Genomic DNA, 16413 nt, shown 5'->3' on the forward strand with positions numbered 1-16413 from the left:
CCCCCGACGACAGGGAGCCCCGCGATGTCGACGTCGTCCGTCTCGGGCAACAGTCTCGCGATCGACGGTCTGGTCAGCGGTCTCAAGACCTCCGACCTGATCAACTCACTGATGACCATCGAGCAGGTCCCACAGACCCTGCTCAAGAACAAGCTCACCGACACCAACTCGTTCGTGTCGTCGCTGCAGACGATCAACTCGCTCGTGCAGACGCTCGCGACGAAGGCCGGCGACGCCGCCAAGGCCACGTCGCTCGACGTGTACGCCGCGAAGAGCTCGTCCACCGGGGTCACCGTCGCGACCGACGCCACGGCCTCGGCCGGCTCCGTCAGCTTCCAGGTCGGGTCGACCGCGGCGGCACACGTCGGCGTCACCGCCGCGATGTCGACCTGGGCGTCCGCAGCCGAGCCGCTCACGCTCGTCGGTGCCGACGGGAAGAAGACCACCGTCACACCGGCCTCGGGGTCGCTCGACGACGCGGTCACCGCGATCAACAAGGCCGGCGCCGGCGTGACCGCGACGAAGGTCGCGGCCGGGACCGACACCGACGGCACGAAGCTCTACCGCCTGCAGCTCAGCGCGACGAAGACCGGCGCAGCGGCCTCATTCGCGTTGTACCGCGGCTCGTCCGACGACGTGACGGCCGGTACCGCGACGAACGTCTTCACCCAGCCGGGGGCCGCCGTCGTCACCCAGGGCAAGGACGCCAGCGTGACCCTGTGGGCGGGGACCGCCGCCGCGCAGACGGTCACGAGCGCCACGAACACGTTCGACGACCTGCTGCCGGGGCTCGACGTCACGGTCACGCAGACCACCACCGACCCGGTGACCGTCACGGTCGCGCAGGACACCACGAAGGCCCAGGCCGTCGCGTCCGGACTCGTCGACGCACTCAACGCCATCACCTCGTACTACGCCACGAACACGGCGGTGACGAGCACCACGAGTCCGACCACCGGCACCACGTCGACGAAGGCCGGGGTCCTGACCGGGGACGGCACGACCCGCGACGCGGTACAGCGCCTCACCACGACGATGTCGACGCCGGTCAACGGGAAGTCGCCGTCGTCCATCGGCATCGTCATCCAGAAGGACGGCACCTTCAGCTTCGACGCCGCGGTCTTCCAGAAGGCCCTGGCGGACGACCCGCAGGGCACCCAGGCCATGCTGTCCGGCGTCGCGACGAACGTCGGCGCCGCGGCGACGGCCGCGTCGGACAAGTACACGGGGTCGATCACGACCTCGATCACCGGGCAGCAGTCGGTCGCGAAGGACCTGACGACGCAGATCGACAACTGGTCGGACCGGCTCACCGCACGACGGGCCACGCTGCAGGCGCAGTACTCCGCCCTCGAGACCAGCCTCAGCAAGCTCCAGTCCCAGTCGGCGTGGCTCTCCAGCCAGCTGGCATCGACGTCGAAGTGACGGGAACGACCATGAACGCCTTCGACCTGCAGTCCGCCGCCTTCCGTCAGGCCGCACAGCCCCGCACGGTGACCGACCAGCGCCGAGCGCAGTACACGAACGAGGCCGTGCTCTCGGCGACGCCAGCACAGCTCGTCACGATGCTCTACGACCGGCTGCTCCTCGACCTGCACCGCGCCGAGGCCGCGCAGACGACGTCCGACTGGGAGGCCGCGCGCGAGCAGCTGCTGCACGCCCAGGCCATCGTCGGCGAGCTGTCGTCCACGCTCCGTATCGACGTGTGGGACGGCGGCGAGGGGCTCCTCGCGATCTACAACTACGCGTCGACGTCGTTGATCACCGCGAACGTGCACCGCGACGTGCAGGCGACGCGCGACTGCATCCGGATCCTGGAGCCGCTGCGCCAGTCGTGGCACGAGGCCGCCGCGGCGCTGCCGACGACCCAGGCGCCGCAGGTCGGCACCGGGGGAGCGCTCGGTGTCGCCTGACCCGCACCCCACTCCCGCCGCGGAGACCGCCGACGGTGCGTGGGCCGCGGTGCTCGACGCCCTCGAGCACGAGCTGACCACGATCGACGCGACCACGGACGGCACCGCAGCGATCGTCCTCGACGCGACCCCGTGGGTCGTACCGACCACGCTCGGACCGGTGCCGCGCGCGCTGGTGGGTCGTGCCTCCCGGCTGCTGGCCGCGCAGCGCGACCGGATGTCGACGCTCGAGACCGAGCGACGGCAGACCCTGGAGCACCTCGGCGCGCTCCGTCAGGTCGCGGCGACGGACGAGCCGCGCGGCTCCGTGTACCTGGACGCCTCCGCCTGAGGCGCGCCTGCTCGAGCGAGCACGACGACAGATGCGTCGTCGCACGACAGCGGTTCCGTCGTGTCGGTCGTGGGCCGTCGCGCACCTCCGGCCGGGACGACAGATGCGTCGTCGGACGACAGCGGCTTCGTCGCACCACAGCGGAGCACGCGACGAGTGTTCAACGAGCCCCGCCGCCGCAGCCAGGCCCCGCCCCCCGTTCGGGGCGAGCCCTAACGTCCCCAGCGCCGCCGCCGACAGCGCCCTCCGAGCACGGATCGCTCACTCGTTCGGCCACGGATCGGCCACCGCCAATCGGCGACGTCGCACGACGCCGCACACCGAGGGGACGGGCCACCCGTGTTCGATTCCGTGACGAGCGTCGCGCTGCAGAGCGCGCTCGACGGGCTGTCGCTGCGACAGCGCACCATCGCGAACAACGTCGCGAACATCAACACGCCGAACTACCACGCCGAGAAGGTGCGCTTCGAGGACGCCCTCGCGCAGTCGATCGTGCACGGTGACGGGCACGCGACCGCGACCACCGCGCGCAGCCTCGAGCCGACGAACGAGATCGGCAACAACGTCAACCTCGACCAGGAGACCCTGTCGAACGTCGACACGGTCCTGCGCTACCAGTTCGCCACCCAGGCGGTCGGCGGCGAGGCGACGGCCCTCCGCGCCGCGATGCGGACGAACTCGTGACGACCTTCGACGCGATCGGCATCGCGAGCACCGGCATGACCGTGCACCGGAAGTGGCTCGACGCGATCTCGGACAACATCGCCAACGTCAACACGGTCCGCTCGATGGACGACTCCGCGTTCCAGGCCCGCTACGTCGAGGTCCAGGAGGGCGCCGGCACGTCGGGCGCCTACGTCAAGGGCGCAGCGTTCGGCAGCGCCGCCGGACGCGTGACCTACGACCCGGACAACCCGCTCGCGAACGCGGAGGGCTACGTCCGCATGCCGGACATCGACCTCGGCACGCAGATGGCGGACCTCATCATGGCCCAGCGCGGGTACCAGGCGAACGCCGCCGTGGTCGACCGTGCCAAGACCGCCTACGAGGCGGCACTGCAGATCGGGAAGAACTGATGCCCATCGACGCACTGAACGGTGTGACCACCAACGCGATGACCCGTGCGTTCGCCGGCGCCGCGGACGCTGCGACCGGTGCCGGAGCGCTCGGCGGTGCCGCGGGCGCCGGCGCGGTCCAGCCGGCCTCCGGCGGCGACGGCTTCGCCGCGAGCCTCGGCAACGCGGTCGACGGGCTCCAGCAGCTGCAGAGCGACTCGAAGACCCTGGCGCTCAAGGCCGTCACGGGCAACCTCGACGACATCCACGACGCCACCATCGCGTCCACCCGTGCCCAGGTCACCCTCGAGCTCGTCGCAGCCGTCCGCAACAAGGGCGTCGACGCGTTCAACGAGATCATGCGGATGCAGGCCTGATGCCCGCCGCGATGCAGAACACGTGGGGGCGGCTCGTCGCCTACGTGAAGGGCTTCTCCGCCGCGCAGCGCACCATCGCGCTGATCGGCGTCGCCGCACTCGTGCTCGGCGGGATCGCCCTCGCCAGCTGGCTCGGCAAGGCGTCCTACGCGCCGCTCTTCACCGGACTGGCCGCAGCCGACGCGAGCTCGATCACCGACCAGCTGACGACCGACGGCGTGCCGTACCAGCTGACCGACGGCGGCGCGACGATCCTCGTGCCGCAGGACAAGGTGTACTCGGAGCGGCTCAAGGCGGCGTCGAACAACCTGCCGTCGTCGAACGAGGGCGGATACTCGCTGCTCGACAAGATGGGCGTGACGAGCTCGGAGTTCCAGCAGGACGTCACCTACAAGCGGGCGATCGAGGGCGAGCTGGCGAAGACGATCTCGTCGATGGACGGCGTGAAGGCCGCCACCGTGCAGCTCGCCATCCCCGAGAAGACCGTCTTCGTGTCCGAGGAGAAGGACCCGACGGCGTCGGTGTTCGTCGCGACCGAGAACGGCGCGCAGCTCACCACGGACCAGGTGCAGTCGATCGTGCACCTGACGAGCGCCGCGGTCGAGGGGATGCAGCCCACCGACGTCTCCGTCGTGGACCAGAAGGGCCAGACCCTCTCCGCGGTCGGTACCGGAGCGACCGGCAGTGGCGCCGACCAGGCGGCCGACTACGACGCGGCCACCCGGAAGAAGATCCAGGACCTGCTCGACACCACGCTCGGACCGGGCAACGCGAGCGTCGTGGTCTCGGCGACGATGAACCAGCAGTCGGGCACCCGGACGTCGGAGAGCTTCGCCCAGCCGAAGGGCGGCGCGGTCGCCCTCAACGAGTCCAGCTCGACGGAGGAGTACGGCTCCGGGTCCGGTGCGGGCGCCGGTGCGACCGGCGTCCTCGGTCCGGACAACATCGCGGTGCCGAACGGGACCGCCGGCGGCACCACCACGAACGGCACGGCCGCCGGTGACGACGGCTACAAGAACGAGTCGGCGACGAAGAACAACGCCGTCGACAAGACCACCGAGACGACGCAGATCCCCGCCGGTGGTGTCGAGCGGCAGACCATCTCGGTCGCCCTGAACTCGCGCGCCGACTCGGTGCAGAACGCGAACCTGCAGAGCATCAACGACCTGGTGTCCGCCGCCGCCGGAGCCGACAACGCCCGGGGCGACCAGGTCCGCGTCGCGATGATGGACTTCGACGACTCCGCGGCGAAGGACGCCGCCAAGGCCCTCGAGGAGCAGCAGCAGGCCGAGCAGCAGCAGGCCATGTGGTCGGCCATCCGCACCGCCGGCATCGTCGTCGCCGTCCTCGCCGCCGCGATCGTGCTCGCGATCGTGCTGGCCCGCCGTGCCCGCCGTCAGTCGCGCGAGGCCGTCGACGTCGGTGAGCTCGACGCCTTCGCCGGTGAGACGTTCGAACTGCCCCTCGGTACCGACGACCTGGCGATCCCGGCCGTCGAGCCGCAGACGGTCGCGCTGCAGACGCTGCCCCACGACGACGCCCCGACCGAGGTGCTGACGACGGACGAGATCAGCGCCGAGCGTCGCCGGCAGGAGATCTCCGCGCTGGCCGAGCGCGACCCGAAGCGCACCGCCGACCTGCTCCGCGGGCTCCTCGACGACCGGTCGCCGGTGTGAGCGCGCTCGTCCCGGTCCCCGCCGGCGGGGGCACCACCGACCGCGCCCTGACCGGCGCGCAGAAGGTCGCGCTCATCCTCATGCAGATGGAGACCGAGCGCGCGGCCGAGGTGATGAAGCAGTTCACCGAGCTCGAGGCCGAGGAGATCAGCGCCGAGATCGTCCGGATGCGCCGCGTGGACGACTCCGTCGTGGACCGCACGATGAGCGAGTTCCACCGCATCACGCAGCGCGGCCGCGTGCAGAAGCGCGGCGGCAAGGACGCCGCGCTCGGGCTGCTCGAGGCGTCGTTCGGGTCCGAACGCGCCGCGGGCGTGATGGACCGGCTGGCCTCGAACCTCGCCGGGCAGTCGTTCGAGTTCCTCGACGACGCCGAACCCGGCCAGGTCGTCAGCCTGCTCGAGGGCGAGCTGCCCCAGACCATCGCCCTCGTGCTCGCGCACCTGCAGCCCGGGCAGGCGAGCGCGGTGCTCGCCGGGGTCGACGACCGTGTCCGCACCGACGTCGCCCAGGCCTTCGCGACGATGGGCACGGCGACCCCCGAGGCCGTCGGGATCGTCGCCGGCGTCCTCCGCCAGCGCGCCGGTGCCGTGGTCTCGCCGCGCGAGAGCGTCGAGGTCGTCGGCGGCATCGCGCCCCTGGTCGAGATCATCAACCGCTCGGACGTCGCCACCGAGAAGGCCGTGCTCGACGGCCTCGAGGCGCGCGACCCGGAGCTCGCGGAGGACATCCGCTCGCGGATGCTCACGTTCGAGGACATCGTCAAGCTCGAGTCGCGCGACATCCAGCAGGTGCTCCGCGGCATCGACTCGAAGCTCCTCGCGACCGCCATGAAGGGTGCGCCGACGCCGGTCGTCGAGACGATCCGCGCGAACGTGTCCGAGCGCAACCGCGAGCTGCTGGACGACGAGCTGCAGGCCATGGGCCCCGTGCGCGTCTCGCAGGTCGAGGAGGCGCGCGCCGAGGTGGTCCGCTCCGTCCGCGAGCTGGAGGCCGAGGGCACGATCACCGTCCACCGCGCCGAGGAGGACGAGCTCGTTGACTGACACCACCGTGCAGCGCGTCGCGTTCCCCGTGCTCGGGAGCGCGACGACCCGCGACCTCGCAGCGGCCGCCGACGTGCGCGGCCACGCCGCGGGCTACGCCGCGGGCCTCCGTGCCGCCCAGGCCGAGACCGCTGCGCTGCACGCCCGGCTCGAGGCCGAGCACGCAACGCGACTCGCGGCGCTCCAGGCCGAGACCGTCCGCCGTGTCCAGGTGCTCGACGCGGCCACGAACGCGATGCTCTCCCAGGTCGTGCCGGTGCTGGCCGACGCCGAGGAGTCCCTGGTCGACGCTGCGCTCGACCTGGCCGAGGCCGTCGTCGGACACGTGGTGCGTTCCGGGCGCCAGGACGACGCGACCGGCGAGGGCGACGGCCAGGAGGCACGCCCCACCACCGGTGCGGAGGCGACCGTCCGTCGGGCGCTCGCCTCGGTCGACGCCACCGTCGCGGTGGCCGTCCGGCTCAGCCCCGCCGACGCAGCCCGCGTCGCCGACCTCGCGCTGCCGGTCCCGGTCGTGCCGGACGTGGCGCTGCTCGACGGCGACGCCGTCGTGGACCTGCCGGACGGGCTGCTCGACCTCCGCATCGGCGCAGCGCTCGACCGTGCGCGCGCGGCGCTGGGCCGCTCCGCCGACCGGCCGGAGGCGTCCCGGTGACCGCGACCCTCCTCCGTCCCCGTGGGCTCGACGAGGCGATCGCCCTCGCCGCGCCGCAGCGCGTGGGCCTCGTCACGAGCGCGGTGGGCCTCGGGCTGACCGTCGCCGGGGTCGAGGCCCGGATCGGCGACGTCCTGACCGTCGGCACCGAGGGCAGTCCGCAGACCCCCGTCGAGGTCGTCGCCACCGATCCCACGGGTGTGCGCTGCATGCCGCTCGGACGCCTCGTCGCGGTGACCGCGGGCACCCCCGTCCGCCCGACCGGTCGTCCCGTGCTGGTGCCGACCGGTGCAGGGCTGTTCGGCCGGGTGCTCGACGGGCTCGGGCGGCCGATCGACGACCGTGGTCCGCTCGACACCGACGGCTGGGTGCCGCTCGACCACGCGACGCCGAACGCCATGGCGCGAACGCGGATCGACGCGCCGATGCAGCTCGGCGTCCGCGTGCTCGACACCCTGACGACCGTGGGTCGTGGACAGCGCATGGGCCTGTTCGCCGGCTCCGGCGTCGGCAAGTCCTCGCTGCTGTCGATGATCGCGCGCGGGAGCGACGCAGCCGTCAACGTCATCGCCCTGGTGGGGGAGCGCGGCCGCGAAGTTCGGGAGTTCCTCGAGGACGACCTCGGGCCCGAGGGCCTCGCCCGCTCGATCGTCGTGGTCTCGACGTCCGACGAGCCGGCCCTGATGCGCCTGCGCGCGGCGTTCGTCGCCACCCGGATCGCGGAGTCGTTCCGCGACGCCGGGCAGGACGTCGTGCTCATGATGGACTCGCTCACCCGCGTCGCGATGGCGCAGCGCGAGATCGGACTGTCCGTGGGCGAACCGCCCGCGACCCGGGGCTACCCGCCGTCGACCTTCTCGGTGCTCGCCGGGCTCCTCGAGCGCGCGGGCACCGACCGGGTCGGCAGCATCACCGGGCTCTACACCGTGCTCGTGGACGGCGACGACCACAACGAGCCGATCGCGGACAGCGCCAGGAGCATCCTCGACGGGCACGTCGTGCTCGACCGGAAGCTCGCCGTGACCGGGCACTTCCCCTCCGTCGACGCGCTCGGCTCGGTGTCCCGCGTCGCCTCGAAGGTCACCGAGCCGTGGCAGCGTGCTGCGGCCACCGCGCTCCGGAAGGTGATGGCGGCCCGCCGGAACGCGCAGGACCTGCTCGACGTCGGCGCCTACCAGCCCGGCACGAACCCGCTCGTCGACGCAGCGGTCACCCACCAGGACGCGATCGACGCGTTCCTCCGACAGGGGATGGACGACCGCGCCGACGCCGGGACGTCCTGGCGAGCCCTCGACGCCCTCGTCGCCCGACTGGGGGTGTCCGCCTGATGGCCCGACGCTTCCCCCTCGCCGGCCTGCTGCGTCTGCGGCACGCCGAGCAGGACCGCGCCGCCGCCGCCCTGGCCGCCGCGAACGACCGTGTCCGCGACGCCGCCGACGCCCGCATCGCCGCGCGGCGGAACCTGGCGGACCGCGAGCAGGAGCAGCTCGTTACGGACGCCGCGACGCTGAGCGCGCTCGCGGCCGCGCGGGCCTCGACCCGCGGGATGCTCGAGGAGCTCGACGCCGTCGCACGCACCCGTCGTGCCGATGCCGATGCCGCCCGGACCGCGTACTCCGCCGCCCGCCGTGCCGCGCTCGGCCTCGAGAAGCTCGAGGGCCACCACGACCACGAGCAGGCCGCCGCCGACCTGCGCGCCGAGCAGGACGCCCTCGACGAGATCGCGGCACGACGCCGCACGGAAGGTGGTGTCCGATGAGCGTCGACGCCGTGCTCTCCCGGATCGCCGAGATCCGCACCCAGATCGACGCCCTGCGCGGCGGTACCACCGCCTCCGCGGGCGGCTCCGCCTCGAACGAGGCCACGACCCGCGCGTTCGCCGACGCCCTGGCGACCGCGACCGGGACGTCGACGAGCGCCGGCGCCGCCGGCACCGCTGCTGCCGACGGGGCGTCCCGCACGCCGGCCACCTCGGTCGACGCGGGCCGCGGCACCCTGGCGACCGGCAGCGGCGCCACGGGGTCCGACGTGGTCGAGGACGCGAAGAAGTACCTCGGCGTGCCCTACGTGTTCGGCGGGACGACCCGGTCCGGCATGGACTGCTCCGGGCTCGTGCAGACGGTGTTCAAGGACCTCGGGGTGACCATGCCGCGCGTGGTGCCCGACCAGGCGGACATGGGGGTGCCCGTCGGGTCGCTCAAGGACGCGAAGCCGGGCGACCTCATCATCCCGAAGGGCGAGCAGCACATCGTGATCTACGTCGGTGACGGCAAGGTGCTGCACGCACCCCGACCCGGCAAGGACGTCCGGATCGTGGACAACTGGTACAAGGACTCCGACATCGCGACGATCCGCCGCATCGTGCCGAGCGAGGCCGCGGCTCCTGCGGCGACCCGCTCGGTCTCCGCAGCGGGTGCGGCGCAGTCGGTCACCGACCTGCAGACCGCGGCACTCCTGTCGGCGATGCGGGGGAGTGCTGCATGAGCACCGCGAGCACGACGACCCTCTCCCCGGCCCCCGCCGCACCGGGGAGCGCTGCGACCGCCGGGTCGACGACCTCGGCGCTGCCGTTCGGCGCCGCCCTCGCCGCGGTGCTCGCGCCGGCCGCGTCGAGCACGGCGTTCGGTGTGTCGGTGGGGACCGCGGGCGTCACCGGTGCGCCGTCCGGGACGGCCGCCGCCTCGGGTGCCCCCGCCACGGGCGCTCCGGCCTCGACCGCCGCTGCCCCGAACACCGCGGACACGACCACCGCGGACACGACGGCCGCTGTCCCCGCCACCGACCCGACGCTGCTCGGCATCGTGCCGGTGCCCACCGCCCTCGTCGCGGTCCCGTCGGCCAGCGCCGCCGCCGTGTCGGACGATGCGGTGTCGCCCCAGGTCGGGACCGCGGGGACGGACGGTGTCGCGCCCTCGGCCGGCAATGCACGACCGACCGGGGCCTCCGACCCGCTCGGAGTCACAGAAACGCGCGGGACCGCCGGTCCTGCCAGCACCGCGGACCGCGCAGCGACGGCCGGGATCGCTACGCCGGCACCGGTTGCCGGCTCCGGACCCGCCGTTGCGCGCTCCACCGGACCGCAGGTCGGCGTCGTGCCGTCCACGACCGCTCGACCTGCAGGAACGTCCGGCGCTCCCCGGCCCGGTGCGGCACAGCCCGCCGTGGTCCGTCCCGCTGCGGCGCCGCTCGAAGGCGACGTGTCCGACTCATCCGACGTGTCCGCGGGAACGACGCCCGTCCTCGCGACCACGCCGTCGACGACCGGTGCACCCGGCGCGCCCTCGACGACCGCCACCTCTGCGGCGACCGGCTCGACCGTCGCGTCCCCGTCGGTCCTCGGACCCGTCGCGGTGGACGGGGCGTCGAGCTCCGCCGCTCCCGGAGCCGCGACAGCCGTCGCCGTGACCGCGTCCGCGAGCACGACGACCGAGACCACCACTGCCGGGACCACCACGACCGGGACCACCACGACCGGGGCCACCGCGACCCTGACCGCCACGACCCTTCCCACCACGACGGCGAGCAGCCCGCTCGCGACGACGGACGCCGCGGCCGAGGCCGCCGGCCCCACGGCAGCGACCAGCGTGTCGTCGGCGCCGCAGGCCGGTCGCCCTGCCGACACCGGCACGGCGAGCACGGCGACCGCCGCCGCCCTGGTCGTGCAGACCGGACCGGCCACCGGGGCCCGGAGCGACCACGGGTCGGACCGGCGGACGGGCGGCCAGGGTGATCCGAGCCTCCAGGTCGTGACCGCCCCGCGCAGTGGCGAGACGCCGTTCGCGGTCCCCGCACCCGCGACGACCGCGCTCCCCACCGCGCCGGGCGCGGCGACGGCGAACGCCCCGGCGCCCCTCGCACAGCAGCTCGCGCGCCCGGTGTTCACGCTCGCGCAGGCCGGTCCCGGCGACCACGTCGTCACGGTGCAGGTCACGCCCGACGCGCTCGGTCCCGTCACGGTCCGCGCGCACGTGACCGCGCACGGGATGCACGTCGAGCTCTTCGCCGCGTCGGACGCCGGCCGCGACGCGGTCCGGCAGGTGCTGCCCGACCTCCGCCGTGACGCGGCCGGCAGCGGGACCACCACGACCCTCGACCTGTCCTCCCAGAACCACCCCGGCGCGCAGCCCGGTCGCGACGACCGTCCGACACCGACGGTGCTGCGCCCGGGAGTCGGCCTGGAGGCCCGCCCCACCCCGACCGCGCCGGTCACCACCCGGCCCACCACCGTCCGATCCGTCGGACTCGACGTCCTCGCCTGACGCGGACACGAGAAGGAGACCACACCATGCCCCTCGACGGCATCACCGGCTCGGTGGACGCTGCCACGCAGGCAGCGGCGATCGCCCAGACCGCCGGTGCGAAGAAGTCCCAGACGATGGACTCGGAGGTGTTCATGAAGCTGCTCGTCACGCAGCTCCGGAACCAGGACCCGTCCTCGCCGATGGACACCAACCAGATGATCAGCCAGCAGACGCAGCTCGCGACGATGGAGCAGATCACCAACCAGACCACGACGGCGAACGAGAACTTCTCGCTGCAGATGCGGATCGCCGCCGCGAACCTCGTCGGGAAGCAGGTCAGCTACACCGACGCGAGCACCGGGACCGCGGTCTCGGGCACCGCCACCGCCGTGTCGTACGCGAACAGCGTGCCGACCGTGACCGTGAACGGGAAGGAGGTCGACCTCGACGTGATCTCCGGTATCAAGGCCGCCTGACCCGCGGCCGCGCTCCTCGTCCCCCTCCTGTTCGTCCTCCCTCCACGAGTCTTCCCTCCACGAGTCTTCCTTCCACGAAAGGTCGCACCATGCTCCGCTCCCTCTACTCCGGCATCTCCGGTCTCCGTTCGCACCAGCAGATGCTCGACGTCACCGGCAACAACATCGCCAACGTCAACACCGTCGGCTTCAAGTCGTCGACCACCGTCTTCCAGGACACCCTGTCGCAGATGACCCAGGGTGCCGGAGGACCGCAGACCGGCCTCGGCGGCACGAACCCCGCGCAGATCGGCCTCGGCGTGCAGGTCGCCGGCGTCTCCACCAACTTCGCGCAGGGCTCCGCACAGGCCACCGGCAAGGCCACCGACCTGATGATCTCCGGCGACGGGTTCTTCGTCACCCGCCTCGGCAACGACACCGTCTACTCCCGCGCCGGCGCGTTCGACTTCGACGCCGACGGTCGCCTCGTCACCGCCGACGGCAAGATCGTGCAGGGCTACTCGGCCACGAACGGTGTGGTCAACGAGGGTGGCGGCCTGACCGACATCCGGCTGCCCATCGACGCCGCAGCACCCGCGGTGCGGACCACGACGGCCGGGGTCACGGGCAATCTGCCGTCCGAGACCGCCGTCGACGCCCAGAAGGTCCGCGAGGCCACCGTCTACGGCCCGGACGGCGAGAAGCGCTCCCTCACGCTGACCTACACGAAGACCTCGGCGACGCAGTGGAGCGTCCAGGGCCGCATCGACGGCGGGACGCTCGGCCCGGCGACGACGCTGACGTTCAACACCGACGGGTCGCTCGCCAGCGGTGGCCCCGTCACCGTCGGCGGGATCACCGTCGACGTCTCGAAGACGACCGGCTACGCGTCGCTCGACACCGCGTCGATCTCGGAGCAGAACGGCAGCGCGGCCGGCTCCCTGCAGGGGTACTCGATCTCGAAGGACGGCACCGTCGTCGGGTCGTTCTCCAACGGGTCCTCGCTGGCGATCGGCCGCATCGCCCTCGCCACCTTCGCGAACCCGGCCGGCCTCGAGAAGACCGGCGCATCCGGCTACCGCGCGACCGCGAACTCCGGCCAGGCCACCGTCGGCGCTCCCGGCGACCCGGGTGTGGGACAGCTCGCCTCGGGCACCCTCGAGATGTCGAACGTGGACCTGTCGCAGGAGTTCACGAACCTGATCGTGGCGCAGCGCGGCTTCCAGGCGAACGCGCGGATCATCACGACCTCGGACGAGGTGCTGCAGGAGCTGACGAACCTGAAGCGGTAGGGGAGCGGGGCGGTCGGTCGCGGCCGCTCCGTCCCTGCTCCTGCTCGGTGTGGCGCCGCCCCTCGAGCCGTGGCGAACCACGGCTCGAGGGGCGGTCCCGCAGGCGCTAGCGGGTCCCGGCGCCGGGCGTGTCCCAGTACGACGGCTGTTCGTACTGCTCCGACCACCCGCGACGCATCCGCGTCGCCGCACGGTCGAACGCGTCGACGAGGTCCGTGTCCGTGGTGAGCAGCGCCTGCAGGCGGAGCCCGTCGTACAGCGCCAGCAACTGCTGCGCGCCCCGGACCGGGTCCATGGTCGCCGGCTCCCGTCCGTCGCGGACGTCCGCTGCGAGTCCGTCACGGATCGACTGCCGGAACCGCCGGTAGGTGGATCGGTGGTAGTCGGCACCCTCCACCGTCGGGTCAGCGGCGGACGCGAGACTCGCCGCGAGGAGTTCCATCAGTGCCGGCTGCTCCGCATGTGCAGCGAGCAGGGCGTGCAGGAACGGGACGGTGCCCTTCTCCGCCATCAACGGCACGAGCGGCGCCGCGATCGTCTGCGTCCACCGTTCGACGGTCGCGGCCAGCAGCGCCCGTTCCGTCGGGAACGCCGCACGGACCTCGTCGGCGTCCATCCCCGCACGCTCGGCGACGACGTCGAGGGTGAACCGGGAGATGCCGCCGTCGTGGAGCGCGGCGATCGCCCCGCCGATCGCGCGTGTGCGTGGTACTTCGTCCGCTTCGGCCGTCCGGCTCGTCAACGGTGCCAGCGGGTGCTTCCGGAACCACTCCAACAGCCCTCGCGCCCGGGTCAGGCCGAACATGGGGTCTGCTGGCTGGCTGGGGCCGAACAGGTCACTGAAGCCCGGGACCTGCTGCATCAGCGGATCGAGCGGCTGGAACGCCATCGACCAGTCCGGGAACGACCGCTGGGCGACGGGCTCGTCCGCCAGGACCCGCACGTTCGTGTGCCGAGGGTCACGGCGGACCTGTTCGAAGCGGACAGCAACGGTCTCGTCGTCGCCCTCGATGATCCCGAGGCAGTTGTCACCCTTGTGCGCCAGGATGCCCGTCACCCCGAGGGCCGTGTTCTTCTCCCGCCCGACCGCGAGGATCTGCGCGAGCTCGGTGTCCGTGATCGGACGGGTCTGTGTGCTGGTGTACACGATCGAACGCATCGGTGCTGGTCTCCCTGCCGTAGTGGAACACGGTGCGCTCTCGAGTGAACTGCCCTGTCTACTGCTCCGCAACCCCCCGACCGGGCGCGGACAGTGGTCATCCCGTGAACGCCCCCGTGCAGGAGTTGCGGACCGGCCGGAGACGGGCGGGACACGGGACACGGGAAGCAGTGCCTGGCTGCAACCCGAATGCAGCCAGACACGACACCGTCCGGATCACGAGTCCGGTACGGGGACCATCGAACCAGGCCGTGAGGAGGCCCTCGAGACCCACAACGCGGGGAGAACGACCGTTCCCCGGCGTACCTCGCTCGTCGACCGATCGCCTCCCAGGTGCTCCGGCGTTCACCGCTCGCGGAGGATCCCGAGGAACTCGTCGGCCATGCCGAGGTGCTGTTCGAGCTTCGCGCGCCGCTGCTCGGTGTCGCGGATGTACTCGTCGAGCTGCCCGCGGAGACGCGCCTGCCCGGGTCCGTCACCGACGACCTCGAGGGCGTCGACGACGGCGAGCAGTTCGGCCATCTGTTCGAGGGAGAAGCCGAGCGGCTTCATGCGACGGATGATGAGCAGCCGGGCGAGGTCGGTGTCGGTGTAGAGCCGGAAGCCGCCCTCGGTCCGGCCGGACGGGTGCAGGAGACCGACCTCGTCGTAGTGGCGGATCGTCCGGTTCGACAGGCCCGTGCGGTCGGCGAGCTCGCCGATGTGCATCGTCGTCGGTGCGGCTCGCTCCGTCATCGGCTTCTCCTTCGTGGTCCTGCTGGGCTCTGGCGAGCGTAGCGCCGTCGTGTCCCCGGCCCCTGTACCAGGGATCGACAACCCTTCCGCGGCGGTAGGGTTCGGGAGTCCCCAGTGAAAGCGAGCGTGGCATCACGTCCTCCCCGAACACATCTGACATCACCCTGCCCACCCCGGGTGCCGTCCCACCGGCGGATCCGACAGCGACGCCGCCCGGCCGGACGGCGAGGGGTGTACGTGGCTGGTTGCCGTGGGTCGCGGTGATCGCTGCGGGCGGTGCCCTGTCGGTCATGAGTGCGCCGGGGCAGACGGCGGGCCTGTCGGTGTTCACGGACCCGCTGATCCGGGAGCCGGGCATCTCACGGACGGAGGTGTCGACGAGTTACCTCATCGGCACCCTGCTGGGTGCGTGCGTCCTGCCGTTGACGGGTCGAGCGTTGGACCGGTGGGGCGTCCGGCGGATGACGATCATCATCGGGGTCGCGTTCGCCGTGTTCCTCGCCGCGTTGAGCTTCGTCGCGGGGATCGTCGGCCTGACGGCTGGGTTCGTCGGTGTGCGCATGGCCGGGCAGGGCGCGCTCTCGCTCGCCGCGACGACGCTCGTCGCCCGCAGCATCGCCGACCGACGGGGCCTCGCGCTCGGGATCGCGTCAGGGATCGGCTCCGGGGGGATCTCCCTGGTGCCGGTGTTCGTCGAGACCCTGATCGCGGGCACCGACATCCACGTCGCGTGGCGGGTGGAGGCGGTCGTCGTCGCCGCGGTCGTGATCCCGATCGGATTGCTCCTTCCGCGACGTACCGCCACTGCCCAGGGCAGGAAGTCCGCGGAAACTGCCGGTGGCGGGCCGGTGTGGACGCTCCGGGAAGCGGCCGCCACCGGCATGTTCTGGACCATCGCTGCCGGGCTCGCGGTGTCCGGGATGCTCAGCACCGCGCTGGCCTTCCACCAGGTCGCCGTCCTCGGCGAGCAGGGCCTCACCCCGGGGGAAGCGGCCGCGAACTTCCTCCCGCAGACCGTCACCGGCATCGCCGCGACCCTGCTCACGGGCGCGCTGTCGGACCGCATCCCGCCGAAGTTCGGCGTCACCATCGCGATGACGACCCTCACCGGCGCACTCCTGCTGCTCCCGATCGTGCACACCGGGTGGACCGCTGTCCTCTACGGGCTCGTCCTCGGCGCCGCCGGCGGAGCCCTGCGTGGCATCGAAGCCGCCGCGTACGTCCGGTACTACGGAACGGCGAACATCGGCGTGATCCGCGGCGTCGCGACCGGGACGAACCTCGCCTCGACCGCGTTCGGACCGCTGCTGCTCGCGCTCGGCCACGACGTCGCCGGCGACTACACCACCCCGGTGCTGGTCGCCGCGATCCTGCCGGCAGTCGTCGCCGTCGTCTCCGTCTTCGCCCGCGCCCCACGTCACCCGGCACTGCACAGCTGATCGGCCAGCGGCACGCGAGTACCAGCGGCCGCCCGCGCG

Annotated in this window: 18 protein-coding genes; 16 read left to right on the plus strand and 2 right to left on the minus strand. The window is 72.4% G+C overall.

Annotated features, from left to right (window positions below):
- Positions 1-24 precede the first annotated feature (24 nt).
- The 15 genes from fliD (at position 25) to M3666_RS12885 (ending at position 13041) form a co-directional block, all read left to right on the plus strand.
- Positions 25-1425, plus strand: a complete 1401-nt coding sequence (gene fliD, locus M3666_RS12815; protein ID WP_251155427.1) for a flagellar filament capping protein FliD — start codon at positions 25-27, stop codon at positions 1423-1425.
- Between the two features lie 11 nt (positions 1426-1436).
- Complete coding sequence (gene fliS / locus M3666_RS12820) at positions 1437-1913, plus strand: flagellar export chaperone FliS (protein WP_235426581.1); 477 nt, start codon at positions 1437-1439, stop codon at positions 1911-1913.
- On the plus strand, positions 1903-2244 hold the full coding sequence (locus M3666_RS12825) for a hypothetical protein (protein WP_066654105.1): 342 nt from the start codon (positions 1903-1905) through the stop codon (positions 2242-2244). Before fliS ends, M3666_RS12825 begins: the two co-directional genes overlap by 11 nt.
- Before the next feature lie 339 nt (positions 2245-2583).
- Positions 2584-2928, plus strand: a complete 345-nt coding sequence (locus tag M3666_RS12830; protein ID WP_066654107.1) for a flagellar basal body protein — start codon at positions 2584-2586, stop codon at positions 2926-2928.
- Positions 2925-3320, plus strand: a complete 396-nt coding sequence (locus tag M3666_RS12835; RefSeq protein ID WP_224442989.1) for a flagellar basal body rod protein FlgC — start codon at positions 2925-2927, stop codon at positions 3318-3320. The genes M3666_RS12830 and M3666_RS12835 overlap by 4 nt, the downstream gene beginning before the upstream one ends.
- Positions 3320-3676: a flagellar hook-basal body complex protein FliE gene (gene fliE, locus M3666_RS12840; RefSeq protein ID WP_251155428.1), complete on the plus strand. Its 357-nt coding sequence runs from the start codon at positions 3320-3322 to the stop codon at positions 3674-3676. The genes M3666_RS12835 and fliE overlap by 1 nt, the downstream gene beginning before the upstream one ends.
- Complete coding sequence (gene fliF, locus M3666_RS12845; protein WP_066654109.1) at positions 3676-5352, plus strand: flagellar basal-body MS-ring/collar protein FliF; 1677 nt, start codon at positions 3676-3678, stop codon at positions 5350-5352. The genes fliE and fliF overlap by 1 nt, the downstream gene beginning before the upstream one ends.
- Complete coding sequence (gene fliG, locus M3666_RS12850; RefSeq protein ID WP_081984829.1) at positions 5349-6398, plus strand: flagellar motor switch protein FliG; 1050 nt, start codon at positions 5349-5351, stop codon at positions 6396-6398. The genes fliF and fliG overlap by 4 nt, the downstream gene beginning before the upstream one ends.
- Positions 6391-7053, plus strand: a complete 663-nt coding sequence (locus tag M3666_RS12855) for a hypothetical protein (protein WP_144411291.1) — start codon at positions 6391-6393, stop codon at positions 7051-7053. Before fliG ends, M3666_RS12855 begins: the two co-directional genes overlap by 8 nt.
- Positions 7050-8381, plus strand: coding sequence for a FliI/YscN family ATPase (locus tag M3666_RS12860; RefSeq protein WP_066654112.1), 1332 nt, complete (start codon positions 7050-7052; stop codon positions 8379-8381). Before M3666_RS12855 ends, M3666_RS12860 begins: the two co-directional genes overlap by 4 nt.
- Positions 8381-8812: a hypothetical protein gene (locus M3666_RS12865; RefSeq protein ID WP_066654114.1), complete on the plus strand. Its 432-nt coding sequence runs from the start codon at positions 8381-8383 to the stop codon at positions 8810-8812. Before M3666_RS12860 ends, M3666_RS12865 begins: the two co-directional genes overlap by 1 nt.
- Positions 8809-9537, plus strand: a complete 729-nt coding sequence (locus tag M3666_RS12870) for a C40 family peptidase (protein WP_066654116.1) — start codon at positions 8809-8811, stop codon at positions 9535-9537. Before M3666_RS12865 ends, M3666_RS12870 begins: the two co-directional genes overlap by 4 nt.
- Positions 9534-11312 (plus strand): flagellar hook-length control protein FliK, encoded by a 1779-nt coding sequence (locus M3666_RS12875; RefSeq protein WP_251155429.1) that lies wholly within the window; start codon positions 9534-9536, stop codon positions 11310-11312. The genes M3666_RS12870 and M3666_RS12875 overlap by 4 nt, the downstream gene beginning before the upstream one ends.
- Positions 11313-11338: 26 nt before the next feature.
- Entirely contained in the window at positions 11339-11770 is a 432-nt protein-coding gene (locus M3666_RS12880; protein ID WP_251155430.1) for a flagellar hook assembly protein FlgD, read from the plus strand.
- A gap of 89 nt (positions 11771-11859) precedes the next feature.
- Positions 11860-13041 (plus strand): flagellar hook protein FlgE, encoded by a 1182-nt coding sequence (locus tag M3666_RS12885; RefSeq protein ID WP_251155431.1) that lies wholly within the window; start codon positions 11860-11862, stop codon positions 13039-13041.
- 106 nt (positions 13042-13147) lie between these two features.
- Here the strand turns inward: M3666_RS12885 and M3666_RS12890 are convergent, their stop codons facing one another.
- Both M3666_RS12890 and M3666_RS12895 read right to left on the minus strand, forming a co-directional pair.
- Entirely contained in the window at positions 13148-14200 is a 1053-nt protein-coding gene (locus tag M3666_RS12890) for a BLUF domain-containing protein (protein ID WP_251155432.1), read from the minus strand.
- A 345-nt stretch (positions 14201-14545) separates the two neighbouring features.
- Complete coding sequence (locus tag M3666_RS12895) at positions 14546-14935, minus strand: MerR family transcriptional regulator (protein ID WP_251155433.1); 390 nt, start codon at positions 14933-14935, stop codon at positions 14546-14548.
- 290 nt (positions 14936-15225) lie between these two features.
- On the opposite strand from M3666_RS12895, the gene M3666_RS12900 reads away from it, so the two are divergent.
- The gene (locus M3666_RS12900) at positions 15226-16374 is read left to right on the plus strand and encodes an MFS transporter (RefSeq protein ID WP_251155434.1); all 1149 of its coding nucleotides are present in this window, start codon (positions 15226-15228) and stop codon (positions 16372-16374) included.
- Positions 16375-16413 lie beyond the last annotated feature (39 nt).

Source organism: Curtobacterium sp. ODYSSEY 48 V2 (assembly GCF_023712625.1).
GTDB lineage: Bacteria > Actinomycetota > Actinomycetes > Actinomycetales > Microbacteriaceae > Curtobacterium.